Raw genomic sequence first — 22,425 nt, 5'->3', positions numbered from 1 at the left:
AAGGCAGCAAGAAGCATCACATTCTGGCGGTCGTACACGAGATGCTAACACAAGCGTTCTCGCATACCAAAACCGACTCTTACGCCAGGTTATTCGCCATCAGCTCCCCCGGCGCACTACCGAGCGTTAAAAAGTGCAATCGGAATTGTAATCAGATTGGTAGATTCTCTCCATAGTTTTTAGGTCAAACACGATTAAAGTCGTCACCATGAATACTGGCTCCAACGGCTTTGGCCCTAAAGCCGAGAACACCAACCCTAATCAGCATTCCGCCCGATACGACAAGCCCCCGACCAGAGATTTTGTCCTGACCGGCGACTCCGTCTCAGAGCTTTCCCATGCTCTGGCAGATTTGGAGGCCAGCTCGCTTCGGCTGGCTCAACTCACCCGAACTTGGCAGGTGCGCCTTTCGCAGGCAAGCGGGCAAGCGCCGACTGTACCGAGCGCGCCTCAAACTACGGGAACGGAATTTGCGCCGGTACCTCAAGCGGTACCTAAATCGGCGCCTGAGCGGACACCTCAAGCGCCGCCCCATGCTGCGCCCCAAGGGGCACATCAACACAATCCGCAGCCACCGCCAACACAAGCGGACTGGCGGAATCAACCAGCTCCCCTGCCACAGAGCGACGCAGGTGCGCAGCCGATGTTCGGCTTCCCCTCTGCCCACCAGTGGCGGCGGGATTCGAAGTCGCCGCAGTCTTCTCCCTCACCGCAGTCTTCCCCAACCGGCTCCGCCCCGCCGCCGAAACTGCCAGAGGCACCGCGTGAACCTCGCGAGCCCCGCGAACCCTGGTGGCGCAACGAGAAGGCAATCATCAGAATCATTGCGATCTTTGGCGGTCTCATCACCGCTGCCGGTATCGCGTTCTTCGTCGCGGTCGCAATCCAATCCGGCCTGATTGGACCGGCCGGTCGTGTGGTCCTGGCTTACTTGTTGGCCGCCGTGCTCGCGGTCGCGGCTGTGCGAGCGCACCGTCGTCAAGCACCGCCTGCTGGCGTAACGGCATTGATTGCGACATCGCTAGCCGCTGCACACCTGACAACGATGTCGATGTCCTACCTCCTCGACTGGATTCCGGTGGCGGCGACGCTGGTCATCATGCTGCCTTTCGCCGCCGTCGGCCTATACGGCGCGCGGTGGACAAAGTCGAGCGCAACCGCCGCGTGGGCCATCACAATCAACACCGGATTAATGCTGTGGGCGACGATCGGCCTCAACTTCCACGCCCACCCGCTGAGCTCCTCGCTCGCGCAAATCACCCTTCAACTGATGGTTATCGCCGCTATCGTCTGCTTCTTGAACATCCCCTTCCGGAAGTACGTAGTCGCATTCCTGCTCGGCGCAAACGTTCTCATCGGCGCGATTACGACCAACAATGCACTGGTGATGCCTGCAATCGCCGCACTCACCATTGCCCTTTTCGTGTTTGCCCAGTTCGGCCCGCTGGCGTTGGCTCGCCAACTCACTCCCGAGCTTGACGACGAGCCTTCGGAGACCAGCACTTGGGAAGACGATCTGGTCACCATCACGTCAGTAGTTGCCTTCTCGACTCCGGTTATAGCTGCAGTCCCAACGGTCAACGCCGCACAGTACACCTCCAGCCTCTGGTTGCTGTTCTACGGCGGATTCGTGCTGTTCATCGCAATTGCTGCGATATTCCTTTGGAACCGTGCCATCTTCAGCTATCTCGCCCCAATGGCCTTGGCCACGGCAATTCTGCCCTGGCTTGCACTCGCGGTAGCGGGCCCAGAAGGGGACGCAGGAGCCGGTACTGGAACCCACGCCTGGGGTCTCATCCCAATCTCCATCGGTGCCGCGCTCTTTGTCTGGGCGCTGGCCACAGCACCGAAGCACAGCGCGCTTGGCACCCGACTACAAGCTCCTGAGCCAACGCGGGATGCCGTCGCACCCTATACAAAGATTGCGGCGCTGACCTGGCTGCTCGGCGCAACGGTAGTACACCTCTACATCCTGCCCGCAGCGTTGAATGCCGGTGCTGCGGCTGACTACTCGGCAACGTGGGCAGAAATGCTTTCGCTGTTGTTCCTGCTGTGCGCCGACGTCGGCCTGGCCGTGACGGCGGCGAGGTCGCAGCTGCCGCCAGCTTTTGCACTGATTGGCCTGGCTGCGCTGGGTATGCCATTTATCGTGCTGCTCACAACTATTGGCGTGAGCTTCAACGCTGCACACATGTTGCTGAGTATTTTCTGGGCCACGATAGCTGGCATGCTGGTGCTATCGAAGAGGTTCCACCACATTCCGGCGCGACTGGCAGCGGGTTTGACCATTGCGGCGCTGTCTATCGTCAAGCTGATCTTCTACGACATGGCAACACTCGATGGCGTTATCCGCGCCTTGGCGTTCCTCGGCTGTGGTCTAATTCTGCTAGCCATGGCGGTCTCCGGAGCAAAGCAGAAGAATGCCGAGGAACCAGCGGCATCGGACCGTGACGGCACCGCCAGCGATTCTGACGCTGCCACCGCTGTCGGCGCTGCCGCTGCCGCCGATGCCAATGCTGCCGATGCCGACCCCGTTGCTGACAGACTGGAAGGCGTCACCCGCACCGACGGTCCAGGAATTTCCGACGGAAACGAGCCGACTACCTAAGCTACTTAAGCAGCGGCTTCAGGTACTGCCCGGTGTGGGAGCTGGAACAGTTCGCGACGTCCTCCGGCGTGCCTTCTACAACCACGGTGCCACCGCCGGATCCGCCCTCCGGTCCCATGTCAATGATCCAATCCGCAGACTTGATGACATCCAAATTGTGCTCAATGACAATGACGGTATTGCCCTTGTCCACCAGACCCTGCAATACCAGCATGAGCTTGCGGATGTCCTCAAAATGCAGACCCGTGGTCGGCTCATCCAAGATGTAAACGGTGCGACCATTAGAGCGTTTCTGCAGCTCACTGGCCAGCTTCACGCGCTGAGCCTCACCACCCGAGAGCGTGGTTGCCGCCTGTCCGAGACGGACATAGCCCAGGCCGACGTCGACAAGCGTATTGAGATAACGCGCAATCGACTGAATCGGCTCAAAGAACTCCGCTGCCTCGGAGATGGGCATGTCGAGCACCTCGGCGATGGTCTTGCCCTTGTAGCGAACTTCCAGCGTTTCGCGGTTGTAGCGCGCGCCATGGCAGACCTCGCAGGGCACGTAGACATCCGGCAGGAAGTTCATTTCGATTTTGATGGTGCCGTCGCCCTTACACGCCTCACAGCGACCGCCCTTGACGTTGAAGCTGAAGCGACCGGGCTTGTAGCCGCGGACCTTGGCCTCTTGCGTCTCAGCGAAGAGGTTACGAATCTTGTCGAACACGCCGGTGTACGTCGCGGGGTTGGAGCGCGGGGTGCGGCCAATCGGCGACTGATCAACCTGCACCAGCTTGTTCAGGTGATCCAGCCCCTCCACGCGGCTGTGTCGACCCGGCACCTGACGAGCTCCGTTGAGCTCGTTGCTCATCACCTTGGCCAGAATTTCGTTGACCAAGGTCGACTTGCCTGATCCGGAAACCCCCGTCACACAGGTCAGCACACCGAGGGGAAACTTCACGTCAATCTTCTTCAGGTTGTTCTCGCGAGCGCCCTTGACCGTCACCATGCGCGACTTATCAATTGCACGCCGGCTCTCCGGCACTGCCAATACCCGACGACCCGAGAGATACGCACCTGTCAGTGATTCCTCGCAGTCAACAATGCCCGACGGGTCACCCTGGTAGACGATCTGGCCGCCGTATTCACCGGCCTTTGGCCCAATGTCGACCAGCCAATCGGCCTCGCGAATCGTGTCCTCATCATGCTCGACCACAATCAGGGTATTGCCCAGGTCGCGCAGGTTCTTCAGAGTCTTGATTAGACGATTGTTATCGCGCTGGTGAAGACCAATCGACGGCTCATCCAAGACATAAAGCACGCCGGCGAGCCCCGAACCAATCTGGGTGGCCAGACGAATTCGCTGCGCTTCGCCACCGGACAGCGTGCCCGCCGAACGCGACAGGGACAGATAGTCCAGCCCCACATCCAGCAGGAACTTCAGACGAGCCTGCACCTCACGCAGAACGCGACCGGCAATCATTTCCTCACGCTTGCCCAAAGTCAGCGAATTCAGGAATGCCGAGCCATCGTGGACCGACAGCTCTGTGAGCTCGGCAATATTCTTCTGCCCGAACTCCGCCGAATCCAGCGTCACCGAAAGAATTTCTGGCCGCAGACGCGTGCCATTACACGCAGGACACGGCACTTCACGCATGTACCCCTGGAAGCGATCCTTCTGAGAGTCACTCTCTGCCTGCGACAGCTTGCGGTGCAGGTACGGCATCACGCCTTCAAACGGCGCGGTGTACTGGCGAGTACGGCCGTACCTATTGCGGTAACGCACCGTGACCTTGTGGCTGGAACCATGCAGCAGGGCCTTACGCTGCGGCGCTGTGAGATCCTCGAAAGGCGTGGTCGGGTCGAAGCTCATCTCGGTGGCGAGCCCCTCGACCAGCTTTTCAAAGTACTTCTTGTTCAGCGTCTGCCGCCACGGCGCAATCGCCTCAATCGTCGGCAGCGACGGATCTGGAATGACCAGGTCCGTGTCCACCTCCAGCTTGGTGCCGATGCCGTCGCACTCCGGGCAGGCACCATACGGCGAGTTAAACGAAAACGACCGTGGTTCCAGCTCATCGATAGCGATGCGGTGCCCATTCGGGCAGGCCATTTTCTCCGAGAAACGCTGGGTTCGACGCGGGTCATCTGCCTCTAGCCCGACTGCGTCGATGACCACGACGCCGTCGGCAAGCAGAAGCGCCGTTTCGACGGAATCGGTGAGCCTGCGCTGCTGTGACTCCTTCACCTGAAGGCGGTCAATAACCACGTCAATGTCATGCTTGACCTGCTTCTTCAGCTTCGGCGGATCCGTCAGGCGATGCATTTCGCCGTCGACGATGACACGCGCGTAGCCCTCGGATGCGAGGCGTTCAAACAGGTCGACGAACTCACCCTTGCGCGTACGCACGACGGGTGCGAGGACCTGGAATTTGGTGCCCTCCGGCATCTCCATGACCTGATCGACAATCTGCTGTGGAGTCTGTGAGGAGATTACTTCCCCACAGGTCGGACAGTGCGGAGTACCGGTGCGTGCGTAGAGCAGACGCAGGTAGTCATACACTTCTGTGATGGTTCCGACGGTCGAGCGCGGGTTGCGGTTCGTCAACTTCTGGTCGATTGACACCGCCGGCGAGAGCCCCTCAATCATCTCTACATCGGGTTTTTCCATCTGCCCCAGGAACATGCGCGCATAGGAGCTCAGCGACTCCACGTAACGGCGCTGGCCCTCGGCGAAAATTGTGTCAAATGCCAGTGACGATTTACCCGACCCCGACAGACCGGTGAAAACCACCATCTTGTCTCTGGGCAAATCGATGTCAACACCCTGCAGGTTATGCTCGCGGGCGCCTCTGACCACTAGACGTTCAGCCACAGTGGGAAACCTCAATTCGTCGACGATTCACTGCCGACCAGTCTACAGTCCATAACCAATTTTTCGCACATGTGTTCAGAGACTCGCAGTTAAGTCGCGTTCCTAGCGCACCGACAGACACCTCATTACCCTGGGGCGCATGAACGACGTCATTACAATTAGCCCCTACTCCAACGCGCCGAGCACGCGCGGCGTTGAGCGCATTGACTACGGCAATGTCACTATTTATAAAACCTCCGTCGGACCGATGGAAAACAACGTCTACCTTTTGGTCGACTCCCGCGAGCCCGACAATTCCCTACTTATCGATGCCGCCACCGACGCCGACCACTTAGTCCGCCTGGTTGAGCACGTCGGCGCGCAGGTCCGCACGATTGTCACCACGCACTCCCACGGTGATCACGTCCAGGCGCTCGGCGAGCTCCTGCAGGCATTCCCGGCCCGCCACATCACGTCATGCCTCGACGCTGCAGGCATTCCCGAACCCGCCGACCAGCAACTCGACGGCGGCGAGACCATTACTTTCGGCGAGGGCATCACGCTTCCCACGTTCATCTTGCGCGGGCACACCAAAGGCGGCCTCTGTCTCGACCTGTCCGCCAAGGTAACCGGCGCGCTTTCCGACGACACCCCGTCACACCACCTCTTCGTCGGTGACAGCATCTTCCCAGGCGGTGTCGGTAAAACGTACTCGCCCGAGGATTTTTCGCAGCTTATCGACGATGTCGAGAGCCGTGTCTTCCACGTCTACCCCGCCGACTCGGTGATTCACCCCGGCCACGGCAAGGACACCACAGTTGGCGTCGAGAGCCCCGAGGTGGAGAACTGGCGCCAGCGCGGCTGGTAGTGCTGGATGAGCGTGGTTGGTAGCGCTAGATGCAGTCGCAGCGTCTGAAAAACTCGTCATTCCCACGACATAAATAGGCCAGGCTGCGTAGGATTAATAGTGAATTACAGCGACCAGGTGGCCAAAAACACGGTTTCACCTGGACGACAAAGGAGATGGAATTTAGATGATTCGCAAGTTTGCCCGACCAATGCTGGCCTCGGTTTTCGTTGCCGACGGTGTCGACACGCTGATGAACCAGAAGGATCATGAAGAGGGGGCACGCGACCTGATTGCCCGCGTCCGCTCCGTAACCCCGAACCAGTACAACAAGTACGTGCCAAATAGCGAGAAGCTGGTTGTTCAGGCCGTCGCTGGTACCAAGGTTGCCGCCGGTTCCCTCTACGCTCTGGGTAAGGCCCCACGCCTGTCCGCCACGGCTCTGGTCGCTGCACAAATTCCGACGATGCTGGCTCGCCACGCATTCTGGGAGACCCAGGACTCGAAGGAGAAGGCGGCTCGCCGCACTGGATTCCTGACCGACATCGGTCTGCTGGGTGGCCTCTTCCTGGCTACCGCTGACACCGACGGCAAGCCGGGTGTCGCTTGGCGCGCTGAGAAGGCTGGCAAGCAGCTGAACAAGAAGGTTCAGGCTGCCCTGCCGACCAAGTCTGAAACCGAGCAGCGCACTGAGGAAGTCAGCGCAGCTTTCGCTTCCGCCGGCGAGAACGTCCGCGAAAAGGCCGGCCTGCTCCGCGACCGCGCTTCTGAGGCCACCGATGGGGCTCGTGAATACGTCGAGGACAACAAGGACAGCTGGCGCGAGCAGCTCACCGGCGCCTTCGACACCGCTAAGAGCTACGTCGAGGACAACAAGGACGACTGGATTGCCAAGGCTAGCGAGCTCGCTGAGGACGCTCGCGACTACGCCGAGGACCTGGGCAAGGATCTCAAGAAGGACACTCGCAAGCAGCGCAAGGAACTGCGCAAGCGCGCAGCCAAGGCTTCCAAGGAGGCCAAGAAGTCTGCAAAGAAGGCGCAGAAGCGCCTGCAGTAAGTTTGCTGCAGTAGTTCAGGCGGTATACTTAAACGCTCCCCACGCCACTACGCGTGCGGGGGCGTTTTCATATTTTTATATTCATTCAGCACATCAATTAGCACTAGTTTTAACGAACTGTTGAGGAGACCAGGTTGGCGTCGCTCGCATCCGAGCCCGGGCAGGACCAGACAGGCCGCATTGGCCGCACTGGCCAGGCAGGTCTGCCGGACCAGGCAAGTTCAGCACCACAGCGAGAAGAAGAGAGCACCCTCGCTGCAGAACAGGCCTACGTCGATCGTGCGTTCAGCTTCCTCGACCGGGCACGCGAGCGCGACCAGGAGTACCTGCGACAGGTCATGCTCATCGACGACCCAGACCCGCAAGCCCGCGTTGAACGCGAGGTGGAATACCACCGACTACAGGCTAACCTGGACCGCTACCGCTCAGCCGAGATTGGCCTGGTCTTTGGTCGAATCGATATCGATGACCCAGACCCCGACAATCCTTTGGCAGAGGAAGGGCCGGGGGCGACCGTCGATAAGCGATACATCGGGCGAATCGGCCTGTCCGATGAAAACGACGACTACCGCACGGTCATCATGGATTGGCGTGCCGATGGTGCGCGCCCGTTTTACCTGGCCACGACCGCGCATTCCGAGGGAGTCAGCCTGCGTCGCCACCTGCGCACGCACGGCCGGAAGGTCCGCAGCATTGACGACGAATGGCTCTCCGGCGAGGAAGCCGACAGCGCACACGAAACCGAAGTCGAGGCTGGTGTCGGTGGCGAATCGGTGCTGCGCGAGGTCATGAATCAAGCGCGCACCGGCCATATGCGCGGCATTGTGGAGACCATTCAGCGCGAGCAGGACCTCATCATCCGCGATTCCACCCGCGGCACCCTGGTCGTCCAGGGCGGGCCCGGCACGGGCAAGACGGCGGTGGCGCTGCATCGCGTCGCGTGGCTTCTCTACACCTACCGCGATCAGCTGGCGAAAACCGGTGTCCTCATCATCGGCCCGAACACGACCTTCCTCGACTACATTTCCCGCGTGCTGCCGAGCCTCGGCGAAACAGGCGTGGTGCTGACCACCATCGCCGATCTCTACCCCGGCGTACGCGCGTCCAACGCGCTTATCGACGGGCACAACCCCGAACCCCTGGTTGCGCAGGAAGTTAAGGGCTCGATGGAGATGCTCACTATCCTGCGCGAAGCCGTGCGGGCCTACCAGGAGCTCCCCGCGGAGTCGTTTGAAGTCCGTAACGACAACATCATCCTGACCATCACGCCAGAGATGGTGAAAGCCGCGCGAACGCGTGCGCGGCGGACTCGTAAACCACATAATCTGGCACGTCCGATTTTCCGGGATCACGTGGTGGAACTCCTGGCCGCACAGATGGCCGAGGTCATTGGCGCCGACCCGCTGGGCGGCGAAAACCTGCTGTCCGTGACCGACGTTGCCGACCTGCGCGACGAAATTGACGAATCCGGAGCAGTCGCTGACATCCTCGACGAGCTGTGGCCCGCACTCACACCCGAGCAGGTGCTGTCGGAACTGCTGAGTTCCCGCGAGGCCATCGACTACGCCGCCAGCGATTACGACGAGCTGACGCGCGAGGCTCTCTACCGGCCGGAAGGCACCGACTGGATGCCTTCCGACGCCCCGCTTCTCGACGAGCTGGCGGAGCTCCTCGGTCCGGTTGGTGAAGCGGAGACCGATGACGAGAATTGGCAGGCCCGCGTCGAGGAGGCGCAGGGCGCGTTGGATACCCTGTCCAGCTCTGCGTCCCAGGACCTTGACGACGGCTTCGAGGCCGAGATTCTATCTGCGTACGACGTCATCGATGCCGAGGCACTGGCCGAACGCCACCGTGAGCGCGACCTGCGATCCACCGCCGAGCGGGCGGCGGCGGATCGCCTGTGGGCCTACGGCCATGTCATCGTCGACGAGGCTCAGGAACTCTCCGCGATGGCCTGGCGCATGCTGCGCCGCCGCAGCCCCAATGGTTGGATGACCCTCGTCGGCGACGTGGCCCAGACGGGCTCACCCGCAGGTGCCGCGACCTGGGACGATGTGCTGGAACCGATCATCGGCTCGAGGTGGCATCTCCACGAGCTGACCGTCAACTACCGCACCCCTGCTGAGGTGATGGAGGTTGCCGCCAGCGTCCTGGCTGAGATTGATTCGGAGCTGGAGGCGCCGCAGTCGATTCGCGCGACCGGCCGCAAGCCTGTTCAGGCTCGCACCGTGACGGAGGCGTTGGCACATGTGGAGCGGGTTGCACAACCGGATCGCCTGGTCGCGGTCATCGCCCCGGCAGAGTTGCTCGACGCCACGCGCGCGGAGGTGCGGGATTTTCTCGCTGGCCGAACTGGTGGAGATGGTGAAGATGGCGGGGCTGGTGGCTCTAATGCTGCCGACGCGACTAGCGCCAATGACGCACCTGCTACTCGCCCCAACAAACTCACCAACTGCGCGGTCTACGACATCACGACCTCAAAGGGCCTGGAATTCGACGAGGTCATCGTCGTCGCGCCTGACCAGATTGTGGCGCAATCTCCGCAGGGGCTACAGGACCTGTATGTTGCACTGACTCGTGCGACCCAGGGACTAATTGTTGTGGCGCCTCAGCAGTCGAGCGTTTTGCCGGAGCTGCAATGGTTAGAATGACGAGGATAGTGCCGTACAGAATGAGTGAGACATAATGTCCCAAAACTATCTACCTCAGTTAGCTGAACTTCGCGCACGCCGTCTCATTGCCCAGAGGTTAGCTGCAAGTCAAGCACGCAGCGATTGGAATACAAATCTCAAGTCGCCTGCATTATCAGCAACGCATGGCATGGTTGCTCTACAAGGGCAGAATTATTCGAACGGTGTTAATGCCATCGCCCTACGCAGTGGCAGCACCTCCGACGATGTTTTAGCAGCCATTTCTTCTTTCGACATCGTTCGCTGTTGGTCTCAACGAGGCACCCTGCACTTTGTTTCAGCACAAGACGCGGAAGCAATTATGAGGTTGACGAATCCGCGCATCGAAAAGGCGGCAGCAAGACGCCGTACGACACTCGGACTTTCTCAAGATGATGTGCAGACCGCACGGGCAGCATTTCATTCCGAATTGCGCTCACGTGGTCTGTCCGACCCGCTGACTCGGACCGAAGCCTATGAGGTTTTCGCAGATCATGGAATAGACCCCACGGAGCAAAGAGGCCCTCACCTACTGCGCACATTCGGCGGCGAAGGCGCTGTCATCCAAGGGCCACGAAAAGGAGCCCAAGATACCTTCGTCCTGCTTACCGACGTAACTTTCAAAGGCGGCCTCTCAGAAAAAACCACAGAGGGCTCCAGCACAGGACACTCAGCTGAATCCACGCTGGCCGACATTGCCTGGCGCTATGTTGATTCCCGCGGACCTATCTGTGTAGCTGACTTCGCGTGGTGGCTGGGACTGACGAAAACTCAAGCGAAAAAGGCCCTTAAGCTTATCGACCACTTAATAGTTCCTTTCTCCCTCGATTCCTCCGCCTCTTCGCACGCGCCAACTGACACAGAATTCACCGGCGAACCCCTCACGCAAAATGAGTACTTCATGCCGGCATGGCAGCAGAACGTAACTGAGGCCGAGCTTGAAGCCGCGCTTTCACTGACGCTTCGACTGCCCGCTTTTGACGAGTACCTCATGGGCTATGGCAGCCGTACCGAAGTTCTTCCTGAATCCCTTCGCAACCAGGTCTTAACTAGAAATGGAATTAGCTGGCCTTTTGTAGTTGAAGAAGGAGTTATCACCGGACGGCAATAGAAAAACCGGCACCTCAACTCAGAGGCGCCGGTTTAAAACGAAAGCTAAATTGTTAGCTCACCGTTTTGTAAGCTCACGGTTTTATTAGCTCACAGTGTGAACAATCATGACATCACAGTCCGACTGACGAGCAACATCCGCCGGCACGGAGCCCAGCAGACGACCAGTCAGCGAGTTAATACCACGGTTACCAACCACCAGCAGGTCCGCGCGACGGTCAGTGACCAGCGACATCAGAGCCTCAACCGGGGAGCCCGAGCGAACTTCAGTCTCAACCTTGGTCGCGCCGACGGCCTCTGCGGCCTCCTTAGCAGCAGCCAGGTTCTTCTGAGCCGGGTCATCACCGAGGACCTGGACCGAATCCTGGCGCAGGGTCTTGGACGCATCCTCTGCAGTCTCGTAGTAAGCGCAGCCGATAACCAGGGTGGCATCGAAAGCGGCAGCAATCGAGGCAGCGCGCTCTACTGCGAGCAGCGACGACTTAGAACCATCCGTGCCGACAACAATGGTCTTGTAATCACTCATGAAAACTATCCCTCACTGTGGAAGTTGCATTAAAACAGTTCATCGTGCGTAACGCCGTCGTTGCCCCGAACCCACTGGCCAGAGGCACTTTCGCGAATACACTGTTTTACTTCCCACAACAGTAGCAAAAAACTACTCGACACCGGCCTCAATCATCCCCTTAAGTTCCTTCTTGAGGTCGAAAATCTCATCGCGCAAGCGCCCCGCGAGCTCGAACTTCAACTCACGCGCAGCCGCGGCCATCTGCTCCGACAAATCTGCAATAAGAGCCTCGAGCTCAGCCCGCGGCATCTGCTTACCGCTGGCACCATCGGCCGCGCCCGAGCCGTCGGCACGCGAGAGCAGCGCATCGGCGGGCGCACCGGTCTTGCCTTCGTAATCAGTGTCAGCGTTGTCGTAAACCTGATCCAGAATGTCCGCAATCTTCTTGCGCAGCGGCTGCGGATCGATACCATGCTCGGTGTTGTACGCGATCTGCTTTTCGCGGCGCCGCTCCGTCTCATCGATGGCGAACTGCATGGAATCGGTAATCTTGTCGGCGTACATGTGCACCTCGCCGGAAACGTTTCGCGCGGCACGACCAATCGTCTGAATCAACGAACGCTCCGAACGCAAGAACCCCTCCTTGTCAGCGTCGAGGATTGCCACCAGCGAAACCTCGGGCAAGTCGAGGCCCTCGCGCAGCAGGTTAATGCCGACCAGCACGTCGTACTCACCGAGACGCAACTGTCGCAGCAGCTCAACGCGCTTGAGCGTATCCACATCCGAGTGCATATACCGCACTTGCACGCCAGTTTCGAGCAGGTAGTCGGTCAGGTCCTCCGCCATCTTCTTCGTCAGGGTGGTCACGAGGACGCGTTCGTCACGCTCGGTGCGCTTTCGGATCTCGCCAATCAGATCATCAATCTGCCCCTCAGTCGGCTTAACGACGATCTTGGGATCCACCAGCCCAGTCGGACGAATGACCTGCTCCACATACTCACCACCGGCCTTCTCGAGCTCATAGTCACCCGGCGTTGCGGACATGAACACGACCTGGCCCACTCGGGCATCGAATTCATCGAACGTCAGCGGCCGGTTATCCAGCGCCGACGGGAGGCGGAAACCAAAGTCGACGAGGTTGCGCTTACGGGAGGCATCGCCCTCGAACATGCCGCCAATCTGCGGCACAGTGACGTGCGACTCATCGATGATAGTGAGGAAGTCCTCCGGGAAATAGTCGATGAGCGTCGCGGGGGCCGAGCCCGGCGCGCGACCATCGATGTGGCGCGAGTAGTTCTCAATACCGGAGCAGAAGCCGACTTGCTCGATCATTTCGAGGTCGTACTCCGTGCGCATGCGCAGACGCTGTGCTTCCAGCAGCTTGCCGCGGTTTTCTAGGTCTGCCAGGCGTTCGGCGAGCTCGGCCTTGATGTCCGCGACGGCACGTTCCATGCGCTCCGGGCCGGCGACGTAGTGCGTAGCAGGGAAAATGCGCAGCTCAGGGACTTGGTCGATGACGTCGCCTGTGACTGGATTGAGGTAGTACAGCGAATCAATCTCGTCGCCGAAGAACTCCACCCGCACGGCCTTTTCTTCGTAGGCCGGGATGATGTCGACCACGTCGCCTTTTACTCGGAAGGTGCCGCGGGTAAAAGCGATATCATTGCGGGCATACTGAATGTCCACCAAAAGGCGCAGGAACTGGTCGCGATCGACTTCCTCGCCCTCCTTCAGCCACACCGAACGGTCGAGGTAAGACTGCGGGGTACCCAGGCCATAGATGCAAGAAACAGAGCTGACGACGACTACGTCGCGACGCGACAACAGCGCTGAAGTAGCCGAGTGGCGCAGGCGCTCCACATCCTCGTTGATGGAGGAATCCTTTTCAATATAGGTATCGGTCTGCGCGATGTAGGCCTCTGGTTGGTAGTAGTCGTAGTAGGAAACGAAGTACTCGACCGCGTTGTTTGGCAGCAGGCTGCGGAGCTCATTGGCCAGCTGAGCCGCCAGAGTCTTGTTCGGCGCCATGACGAGGGTTGGCCGTTGCACCTTTTCGATCAGCCACGCCGCAGTGGCTGATTTACCGGTACCCGTGGCACCCATCAGGACGACCTCGCGCTCGCCTCTGTCCAGGCGTTCCGACAGTTCCGCGATTGCCTGCGGCTGGTCGCCCGAGGGCTCGAACTCGCTGATGACCTCGAAGGTTCCCTCCGCGCGCTCGACTTCACCGACGGGACGGAACTCCGAGTGCGCGAGGACGGGTTGCTCTGCTGCAAATGCCATAGTTCCCAGCGTAGCGAAGGCTGCTTTACATGGGCTGGTTATGCTCGCTTCCCTGGGCTTTGGGGTGGCTGTGGGGATTTGGGGCCAGCACAGGCACCGCAGGCACCGCAGGCGGGGTTCCGCTTCACCAGCTGGCCCTTGGTACGCAGCGACTGGCTCCTGGTGAAGTGCAAGCCGTCTTATCGATGGTCCGCGGGTACGAGGTTGAGGTTGAGGCTGCGGCTGCGCGGCTGCGGGCGGCCTGGATTATCCACACCTTGAAAGTTGTCCACAGATTGGACGCGGAGCCTCTCTCAAAGAAAAGCCCCTGAATCAAAAAGGCTTAGAGTCCCGACCATGGGAAGTTTCACCACGGCCGAGTTACGTGCACTCGGCATCGGAGAGAAAAAGACCAGAGCCCTCCTACAACAAGGCAGACTAACTAAATTAGTACGTGGCCTCTACATTGACGACCACTCTCCCGCCTCAGTCGCCCGAGCAATCACAGGGCATTACAAAAAGATTGCTCTAAGCGGTAAAAGCGCAGCTCAAATCCACTTGAGACTTCCCCTGACATTTCCTATCCAGACGGAAGGCGCGGGATCAGTTCAGGCCGAAACCTTCTCTATTAGGCATAGCCGCCTGCCGGCCTGCACCAGCATCAATGGCCTTCCAGTTGTCGAAGCACTCTGGGCAGCACGAGCTTCAAAAGACTATGCACGCAGAATCCTGGAAACACACTACGCCGGCCGGGACGGCGAGAAGCGACTCAACCACGACCTCAGCCGGATGCGGAAAGTCCCCGCATGGCTGCGTGAAATCATCGCCACCACGCCGATCGGCGCATGCAGCGAACTCGAGCGCAAGCTGGCTCGCCCATTGATTAAGCGCGGGTACCGGATCCGAATGAACCACTTCATCGGCCCCTACTGCTTCGATATCCTACTTGACCAGTGGAAAATAGCCATCGAAGTCGACTCCGAGAAGTACCACGCGAACGAGGACTCATTCATCTCAGATCGTTGGAAGACCAACTCCGGCACGCTGCACGGCTGGATAGTCCTGCGGTTCACAGACTCATGCATCAATTGGAATCTCGACAGCGTCCTCGACGAAATCGAGCAGGCAATCCGATGGGTACAAAAGCGCCGTCCCCGCGTGGACTATAAACCAGGATGGCCTGCCTGCCAGAAAGTCTGGGAGTGGAATCCAACGGTTGGCTACGCCAACAAGCAATGACACCTGTCATGGGCAATTCGTGACATTACCTATACGTCCATACCTCTAATCCGCGCTGAACTTGGAACTATGAATCCGGACGTAATTCTCGAGTTCTCCAATATCACCAAGCAATTCAGCAAAGGCCAGGTAACCGCACTCGATGATGTCAGCGCCACCGTCCGCCGCGGTGAGGTCGTCGCCATCCTCGGTGAAAACGGCGCAGGCAAAACCACACTTATCGATCTCATCCTCGGCCTGACCACACCCACCGCCGGCCGCATCGAAGTCAACGGCCAATCATCCAGGAACGCGGTCAATGCTCAGCAGGTCGGCGCTATCTTGCAGACGGGCGGTTTGCTTCCCGACGTAACGGTCGAGGACACACTCAAGATGATTGCCAGTGGCTATTCGGAGCATGTGGCGTTGGCGGACGTCGTAAAGCAAGCGCGGCTGGAACCCTTGCTGAAGCGGAAAGTCGGTAAGTGCTCGGGCGGTGAGCAGCAGCGATTGAAGTTTGCGTTGGCCCTGCTCGGTGATCCGGAGTTGATTATGTTGGATGAGCCGACAGCGGGGATGGATCCGAGTGCGCGGCGCAATTTTTGGGCGGATATTCATGCCCGGGCGGAGCGTGGCACGACGGTGTTGTTCACCACGCATTACATGGATGAGGCGGAGGATTTTTCGAAGCGAATCATCATGCTGCACAAGGGGCGTATCATGGCGGACTTGGATACGCCGAGCATGCTTGCGCTGAGTAAATCAGTGCTGGTTGAGGCTAATTTTCCGGGTGCGGCACCGGAGCTTTCAGAGCGCACTGAGGTCGATGAGGTCACCTGGTTGAGTAGCGCTGCTGGGGAACCGGCCGGGACCAGTAGGCGCGTGCGGCTGCGGACACGGGATTCGGACTCACTGCTTCGTCACTTGGTAACGGAGACGGATGCGACCGACTTCACGGTCCAGCGCGCGAAGCTTGATGACATTTTCATTTCTATGCAGCGTGACGCAGATGTTGCAGCTGATGCCACGCCCGATGTCGCCGTGGCTGCTGGGAACTAAAGGAAATAACTGGAAAGGATTGCCATGACGTACACCGCGACTGAAACTTCGTCCGACATACCCGGCGCGACTGCTGGTACCAGCGCAACAAAGCTAACCGAATCCCACGGCCTGTCGACATACATCGCCATTCAGATCAAACGCTATCTGTCCGACTGGTCGAACCTGTTCTTCTCCATCGGCCTGCCCATCTTGTTCTTTCTGGTGTTCGGTGCCTCGCTCGACCGCGGCGGCGATGCCTTCCCTCACGGCAATGTCACCGCCTACGTGATGATTGGCATGGCTATTTACGGCGGCGTCACAGCAGCGGTGGCCAGCGCCGGACAAACGATTATGGAGCAAACCACGGGATGGGGTCGCCAGCTTGCGCTGACACCAATGTCGACGTCGCGTATTGTACTAAGCCAGGCAATTCTGGTGCTCTTCGCCGCAGTGTTGCCGATTGCGGCAATGTATCTTCTCGGCCTCGTCATCGGCGCCGAGATGGAGCCACGGGCCTGGATTGTCAGCTTCATTCTCTGTGTTGTAACCTGTTTGCCGTTTGGTTTCTACGGCTATGCCTGGGCACTGCTGCTGCCGAAGCCGTCAGCGCTCAGTATCGCGTCGGGCTCGATTGTCGTGCTGTCTTACCTCGGTAACCTCTTTATCCCGATGCAGGGCACGTTGCTGGCAATCAGCCGCTTCACGCCACTGTTCGGTTCTGTGACTCTGTCGAGGTATCCGCTGACCGCAGGTCTTACTCCCAGCACGGATACTGGTGCAGGACTCTACACCGAGCCACTGTGGGTGCCCATTGTCAATGTTGCAGTGTGGAGCATCCTGCTAATCGGCTTCTGCATATATCTGAACAAGCGCGAGAAGTCGCGGCTGTAAATAGCGCGGCGAAACACGGCTAGATAGCAAACCCAAGCGATAGCCATCGCCTCCATCTAACCTGTGACTAACTAGACCAACTTCCCTCTGCCACCGACCGAGACCGCCTAGGCATCTATGACAACCACTTTGCGACGCAGCTTCAGCCATCCCTTCCAGGGATTCCATGTCTACTCCGCACTGTCGGCTGGCATCTGGATTGTGGTTTTACCCTTCGTCTTCTTCGGTTTCGGCGCCGAAAAGGTCGCTCAGATAACTGCGCTGATTGTCAGCTTTGCGCTGGTGTACATCTTCATCTGGGGCTCACTTCACTACTATCCTCGCGGCTGGTTGCAACGAGCTCGCAACATACTTGCCCTGTGCATAGTCGCAGCGTTCGGCCTGCTCTCCATCCCGCTTGTGGGAAACGGCGCCAGCGCATTCCTGCCATTTGTCGCAGCATTGCTCAGTTGGATGCTGCCCATCATCCCCGCCATCCTCAGCATTGGCGTGCTCGGCGCAACAATCGTTACCATTAGTCATTTCTTGGCTCCGGAAAGCGGTCTCATCTTACCCATCGATGCCCTGTTTTGGGCCGTCGTTGTCTGCTGCGTTGTTCAACTCAGCAGGTTCTCCCAGGAACGAGCCCAGCTCAACCAGGAAATTGAGCTCAGCCAGCAGCGCGACTCCATCGCCCGCGATGTCCACGACGTGCTGGGCCATTCGCTGACGGTCATCTCGCTTAAATCTGAAGTCGCGCGGCGTTTGGTCCACACCAACCCCGATGCCGCCGCTGCCGAACTCGAGGCCATCACCGCTCTGTCGCGCACATCGCTTGCCGAAGTCCGCTCAACAGTCACACGCATGCGCCAGCCGGATCTCGCAGGCGAGCTCGCCGCCGCCGCGCGGGCATTCCACACCGCACACATTGAGGCTTCGCTTCCCGACGATTCCAGCGGTGTAACCACCAATGCGAAACTCTTCTCCTGGGTGATTCGCGAGGCCACCACCAATATCATTCGGCATTCTGAGGCGGAGAATGTCTCAATCGAACTCACACCATCCAGCGTGGAAATCATCGACGATGGCATCGGCTTCGACATTTCCGACCTAGGCTGCGATTCCTCCGCGGCTACCACGGGCGAAGGCCAAACTGTCGCCGCTGGTGGATTGGCTGGGCTGAAGCAGCGTGTCCAGGATGCTGGCGGTGACCTCATTATCGAGTCCGCACCAGGTCGCGGCACTCGCCTTGTGGCCACGATGACGCAGTCACGCTTGCAGCGCTCGCACCGTTCCCACCACGCGGGCCGTTCATCCACCACAAGCTCCAAAAACCACCTCACTGACACAACCGTCACCGAATATGCGCGGGAGAATAGATGATTCGCGTTCTCATAGCTGATGATCAGCACCTAGTTCGAGGGGCTTTAAAGGCTCTACTGGAAACCGAACCGGACTTGGACATCGTGGCTGAAGCCGCCGACGGCATTGAAACAACGCAAAAAGTCACCGAGCAGGACGTCGATGTCGCGCTTATTGACATCGAAATGCCGCGCCTCAACGGCATTGACACCATCGCGAAAATTTCTGACCACTGCCGCTGCCTCGTCGTCACTACTTTTGCTCGCCCCGGCTACCTCAAACGCGCACTTCAGGCCGGTGCCAGCGGATTCCTGGCAAAGGACACGCCTCCTGAGCAGCTCGCAGAAGCTATTCGACGCGTCCACTCCGACCTCCGAGTCATCGATCCGGCCTTGGCCGAGGCCTCACTTTTCACGGCCGACTCTCCCCTGACCGACCGCGAAGTCGAGATCGCTCGACTGATTCTCCAAGGCGCTGATACGGGCACAATCGCCGGCCAGCTCTTCATTGCCAAGGGCACGGTGCGCAATCAGGTGTCGTCAATTATCACGAAGACGAATACCTCAAACCGCGTCGAGGCCGCGAAAACTGCTCGCGACAATGGTTGGCTCTAGAAAACAGGTCGAAATACCGCCCTGATTTTCATCGAATCGTTATTACTTTCATAGTGCGAAAACTCCCTACTGCCCACTGCGTGACGCCTACGAACACCCACCACACCTTTGCTTCACGACGTGCACTCATCGCCGGTATCCTCGCCACAACCGCATTGACCTTCACCGCCTGCTCTCAAAACGACGGCGCAGTAACTAGCCAATCGGCAGCTGACACCGCCACCATGACTCAGACTGACGGCAACGCATCAAACGCAAACTCAGAGAATAGGCCGAACCCAACCGGCTCAAACTCTGATGCTGGCGGCAGCAATAACGGTGGCGCTGCCGGAAACTCCGACGACACTTCCGACGATGCAAATTCTTCCGAGACGGCCCCATCACAAAATGGTGGACAAACCAATAGGGATACGGAAACCACGTCTTCGTCGTCAAGCGAAAATGCAGACATCGGCCAGGCGATGAGGGACATCATCTACAGCAACTCGTCGCCGGGGACCACGTTTACCGGGGGCGAGGAGATGACTGTTTGCGTGTATGGCGATGGTTACCGCACGAATCTGGTCGTTGCCGGGCCGAATACCAGCTGTGAGTTTGCCACCGAGGTCTTCCATCAGCAGACCGACGGTCTCAACGCCACCGCTGATAACATTCGCGATAATTTGAAGCCGAATATTCAGGCAACGAGCCCTGCGACCGGCCAGACCTACGATGTCAGCTGCGGCACGCAGGGCGATGGTGTCGTGGCGTGCAGCGGCGGAAACGACGCACGGATTTATATCAATTAGCGTTGATTGCCATTTCGGGAGCAGGCATTTCGTCTTCACTCGTTGACAGCGCAATTGCTGAATACTGCCCTGGCCGATTGATCAGTTTCGACAGACTTGCGGTAATGGCAGGCAACGATTTCACATCGGTGTAGGTCAAGTACCGAGACTTCCATACAGGCTTGAACTTCTCCTTGTAATTGCGCAGCCCGCGGAAGTTATAAATCCGTCCGCCGTAGTTGTACACCAAATAGATCGTTTTTTCGCTGAGCCTAGAATGCGGTCGGGCACCTGTGTTTGACATTGGTGCCATGCCAAAATTGAACTCGGTATATCCATGGTTCTTTGCCCACTCCATCAGATTCACGAAAATGCCATCCATCACGCCATCTGGCGCATCGGGGCGAATGCGCATCAAATCCACCGACGCAACGCTTAACCCCTGCGGCATTAGCGATGCGAACCCTTCAATACGATCTGAGTCTGCCGATCGGACTATGGCAATCGGTGCACGAGATAGATAATTCTCGTCGAAGAAGCCGAGAGAAAAACTCATTTCTGTGCGCTTTCCGAGCCACGCCTGCGATGCATCTCGCAATTCCGTAATGAGGTCTGGACTGTACGGTGCTTCGACAATTTCAAAAGTACAAGCGGAGCTTTCCAACTTGTTGTGCATGCGCCGGAAGGTCTTGCCCTTACTACCGACTCTCGTGAAACCAGAAATATCAACCGTCGCATCTTCACCTAATTTGACCAGGCTCATCCCCTCATTGACGCACCGCGCCAAATGCTCTTCGCCCACTTCATAGAATGCGACGGAACACTGAAAGGTGTCTGCATAATCAATAAAGTCCGCGAATAATTGATTGAAAGAATCCGGGTCGCCAAATGGGTCACCGAGTGCAATCAATGTCGTACCCTGCGGGCGATACAACAGTGCTGCTCTATCCGCACCATTTCGCTTATCGACGGTAAAGAAGACCTGCTTGTCGCCTAGGTAATATAGGTGCGAGAAAGCATTTCCACCCCATTTTGCAATCAGCTTCTCGAAACGACGTGTCTGCTCTTCGCATGGCTCCTCAAACTCTGGAGCGCGGCAACGAGAAAACAATACCGCAATTGCCACTGCGCAGGCGAGCATTACGTAGAAAAGAATCATTGGCCAGTGGGTATTGGCATGATGGGATGGTGCGGGTACATTGACCACCTTGTTTACCCGAAGCGCATGCCAACTCGAAAGCACGATTGGAATAGCAATCGCCAGAGCTGCCGTCGGCACGAAACTACTCCACTTTAATGGGAGTGGATCTCGGTCAAAGGCACTGCGCGATGCAAATAGTGCTAGTGCAAAGACCGCGAGATAAATAGCCTCTTCATAGTCGATTCCGCGGGCTAAACAAGCAACAGCTGCCACACCGAGCAAGACCAAGACCAGCTGGTAACAACGCCTAACTCGCTGGTTAATCCCGCGCGCCAAGATAAGCAACATGACTGCGGTAAATAACACGGTCAAGTGCGATGCCTTCCGCACAGTACTTGGCAAAACCTCTTGGATGATTTGAATACGAGAGGCGATTTCAGGTGTTAGCGCTGAGATAAAGAGCAGGAGGCTAGAAAAAACGGTTACTAAAGCCAGCACCCGCGCCATGACACGGTGCGGAAAATCGGACTCGAGTTCTTTCACGCTGTCGGCGACCCACACGACCGTGGCCAACAGCCACGGAACGATGTAATAGAAAACGCGATACAGTACCAGCCCAAGCAAAACTTGATTAGTGTCGAGGCCAAGTTTGGCGCACAGTGCAATCACCGTGAGGTCGAAGCTACCGGCACCCGCGGGCAGGAAAGATAGCAATCCGGCCAAAGTCGCGGTTGCAAAAATAAAGATAGCAATTGGGAATGAGAAATCCAGTGTGAAGACACGAACACATGCCCAGAAAAATAGCCCAGCTGCGGCCCAATCGATAACAGAGGCGCCGAGAAGATTCCACTTTTCGCGCATTCCTATCTGCGCAAACGTCGTTTTTCTTAAATCGATCACCCCAAGTTTCAATCTGTCCGCCAAGAAAAACAGCGGTAGATACATACATGAGATTATCGCGACGATAATTAACCAGCCATCGAAATGCACTGCGTACGGCAAAGTTATTGCCAACAGTACGAATAATCCAAGTAGGTTGGCAGCCCACACACTGGCCGAAACTCCAATGGACTTATCTCGGTCCGCACCCGCCCAGGTATAGTATTTTGCGCGAATTGTGCCTCCGGTGAGACCGCCAAATCCGGCAAAATTATTAAAGGCCTGCGCAATCCAACCGATTTTCAACGCTTCGCGCGGTGACACCTCCACACCGGCGTATTTGGAAGCGACCAAATCGTAGAGCCCCGTCGCGCTGAACGCAATCAGTCCCAATGCCATGATGATTGCATTTACGTGCATCGACGTATCAACAAATATTTCTCGAAGTTGGCTTCCTGAAATAGCGGCAAACTGGTCACGAGCGACAAGCACGATAATGGAGATTATCGCAATATAGAAAACAATCTTTAAGATTTTTCCGTGCGCCCTAAGCCACTGAAATAACGATTGTAGCGCCATATCCTTGAAATCCAATCTTTTATCTCGAAGTTGATCTAAACAGACAGCCCACTTTTAATG

General features: G+C 58.0%; 15 protein-coding genes. 11 read left to right on the top strand and 4 right to left on the bottom strand.

Annotated features, from left to right (window positions below; translation table 11 throughout):
• The first annotated feature begins 208 nt into the window (after positions 1-208).
• Positions 209-2,608, top strand: a complete 2,400-nt coding sequence (locus HMPREF2860_RS10730) for a DUF2339 domain-containing protein (protein ID WP_070628927.1) — start codon at positions 209-211, stop codon at positions 2,606-2,608.
• A gap of 1 nt (position 2,609) precedes the next feature.
• Here HMPREF2860_RS10730 and uvrA read toward each other — a convergent pair whose 3' ends face one another.
• Positions 2,610-5,462, bottom strand: a complete 2,853-nt coding sequence (gene uvrA, locus HMPREF2860_RS10725; protein ID WP_070628926.1) for an excinuclease ABC subunit UvrA — start codon at positions 5,460-5,462, stop codon at positions 2,610-2,612.
• Between the two features lie 139 nt (positions 5,463-5,601).
• Between uvrA and HMPREF2860_RS10720 the strand changes: the two genes are divergently transcribed.
• From HMPREF2860_RS10720 to HMPREF2860_RS10705, 4 genes are all read left to right on the top strand, one after another.
• Positions 5,602-6,309 (top strand): MBL fold metallo-hydrolase, encoded by a 708-nt coding sequence (locus HMPREF2860_RS10720; RefSeq protein ID WP_083309530.1) that lies wholly within the window; start codon positions 5,602-5,604, stop codon positions 6,307-6,309.
• Positions 6,310-6,475: 166 nt separating this feature from the next.
• Complete coding sequence (locus tag HMPREF2860_RS10715) at positions 6,476-7,345, top strand: DoxX family protein (RefSeq protein WP_049180969.1); 870 nt, start codon at positions 6,476-6,478, stop codon at positions 7,343-7,345.
• Positions 7,346-7,479: 134 nt separating this feature from the next.
• Positions 7,480-9,996: a HelD family protein gene (locus tag HMPREF2860_RS10710; RefSeq protein WP_038625656.1), complete on the top strand. Its 2,517-nt coding sequence runs from the start codon at positions 7,480-7,482 to the stop codon at positions 9,994-9,996.
• Between the two features lie 34 nt (positions 9,997-10,030).
• Positions 10,031-11,125, top strand: coding sequence for a DNA glycosylase AlkZ-like family protein (locus tag HMPREF2860_RS10705; protein WP_038625658.1), 1,095 nt, complete (start codon positions 10,031-10,033; stop codon positions 11,123-11,125).
• Positions 11,126-11,209: 84 nt separating this feature from the next.
• On the opposite strand, the gene HMPREF2860_RS10700 is transcribed toward HMPREF2860_RS10705, so the two are convergent.
• On the bottom strand, positions 11,210-11,650 hold the full coding sequence (locus tag HMPREF2860_RS10700) for a universal stress protein (protein WP_005511992.1): 441 nt from the start codon (positions 11,648-11,650) through the stop codon (positions 11,210-11,212).
• Positions 11,651-11,782: 132 nt separating this feature from the next.
• Positions 11,783-13,915 (bottom strand): excinuclease ABC subunit UvrB, encoded by a 2,133-nt coding sequence (uvrB, locus tag HMPREF2860_RS10695; protein ID WP_070628925.1) that lies wholly within the window; start codon positions 13,913-13,915, stop codon positions 11,783-11,785.
• Positions 13,916-14,251: 336 nt separating this feature from the next.
• On the opposite strand from uvrB, the gene HMPREF2860_RS10685 reads away from it, so the two are divergent.
• The 6 genes from HMPREF2860_RS10685 (at position 14,252) to HMPREF2860_RS10660 (ending at position 19,787) form a co-directional block, all read left to right on the top strand.
• Entirely contained in the window at positions 14,252-15,133 is an 882-nt protein-coding gene (locus tag HMPREF2860_RS10685) for a type IV toxin-antitoxin system AbiEi family antitoxin domain-containing protein (protein WP_070628923.1), read from the top strand.
• Between the two features lie 69 nt (positions 15,134-15,202).
• Positions 15,203-16,171: an ABC transporter ATP-binding protein gene (locus HMPREF2860_RS10680; protein ID WP_038625667.1), complete on the top strand. Its 969-nt coding sequence runs from the start codon at positions 15,203-15,205 to the stop codon at positions 16,169-16,171.
• 24 nt (positions 16,172-16,195) lie between these two features.
• The gene (locus HMPREF2860_RS10675; protein WP_005511993.1) at positions 16,196-17,044 is read left to right on the top strand and encodes an ABC transporter permease; all 849 of its coding nucleotides are present in this window, start codon (positions 16,196-16,198) and stop codon (positions 17,042-17,044) included.
• Between the two features lie 117 nt (positions 17,045-17,161).
• On the top strand, positions 17,162-18,406 hold the full coding sequence (locus HMPREF2860_RS10670; protein ID WP_016422916.1) for a sensor histidine kinase: 1,245 nt from the start codon (positions 17,162-17,164) through the stop codon (positions 18,404-18,406).
• The gene (locus HMPREF2860_RS10665; protein ID WP_048732178.1) at positions 18,403-18,999 is read left to right on the top strand and encodes a response regulator transcription factor; all 597 of its coding nucleotides are present in this window, start codon (positions 18,403-18,405) and stop codon (positions 18,997-18,999) included. The genes HMPREF2860_RS10670 and HMPREF2860_RS10665 overlap by 4 nt, the downstream gene beginning before the upstream one ends.
• Before the next feature lie 80 nt (positions 19,000-19,079).
• Entirely contained in the window at positions 19,080-19,787 is a 708-nt protein-coding gene (locus tag HMPREF2860_RS10660; RefSeq protein WP_070628922.1) for a hypothetical protein, read from the top strand.
• Here HMPREF2860_RS10660 and mprF read toward each other — a convergent pair.
• Positions 19,780-22,365 carry a bifunctional lysylphosphatidylglycerol flippase/synthetase MprF gene (gene mprF, locus HMPREF2860_RS10655; RefSeq protein WP_070628921.1) on the bottom strand — a complete coding sequence of 862 codons (2,586 nt, stop codon included), beginning with the start codon at positions 22,363-22,365 and terminating at the stop codon, positions 19,780-19,782. The two genes, HMPREF2860_RS10660 and mprF, sit on opposite strands and share 8 nt — an antisense overlap.
• Positions 22,366-22,425: the final 60 nt, after the last annotated feature.

Origin of the sequence: Corynebacterium sp. HMSC064E10, from assembly GCF_001812505.1 — a bacterium.
Lineage (GTDB): Bacteria > Actinomycetota > Actinomycetes > Mycobacteriales > Mycobacteriaceae > Corynebacterium > Corynebacterium amycolatum.
Note: the sequence above shows the minus strand (reverse complement) of the source record. Positions and strands in the feature narration are given on the sequence as shown.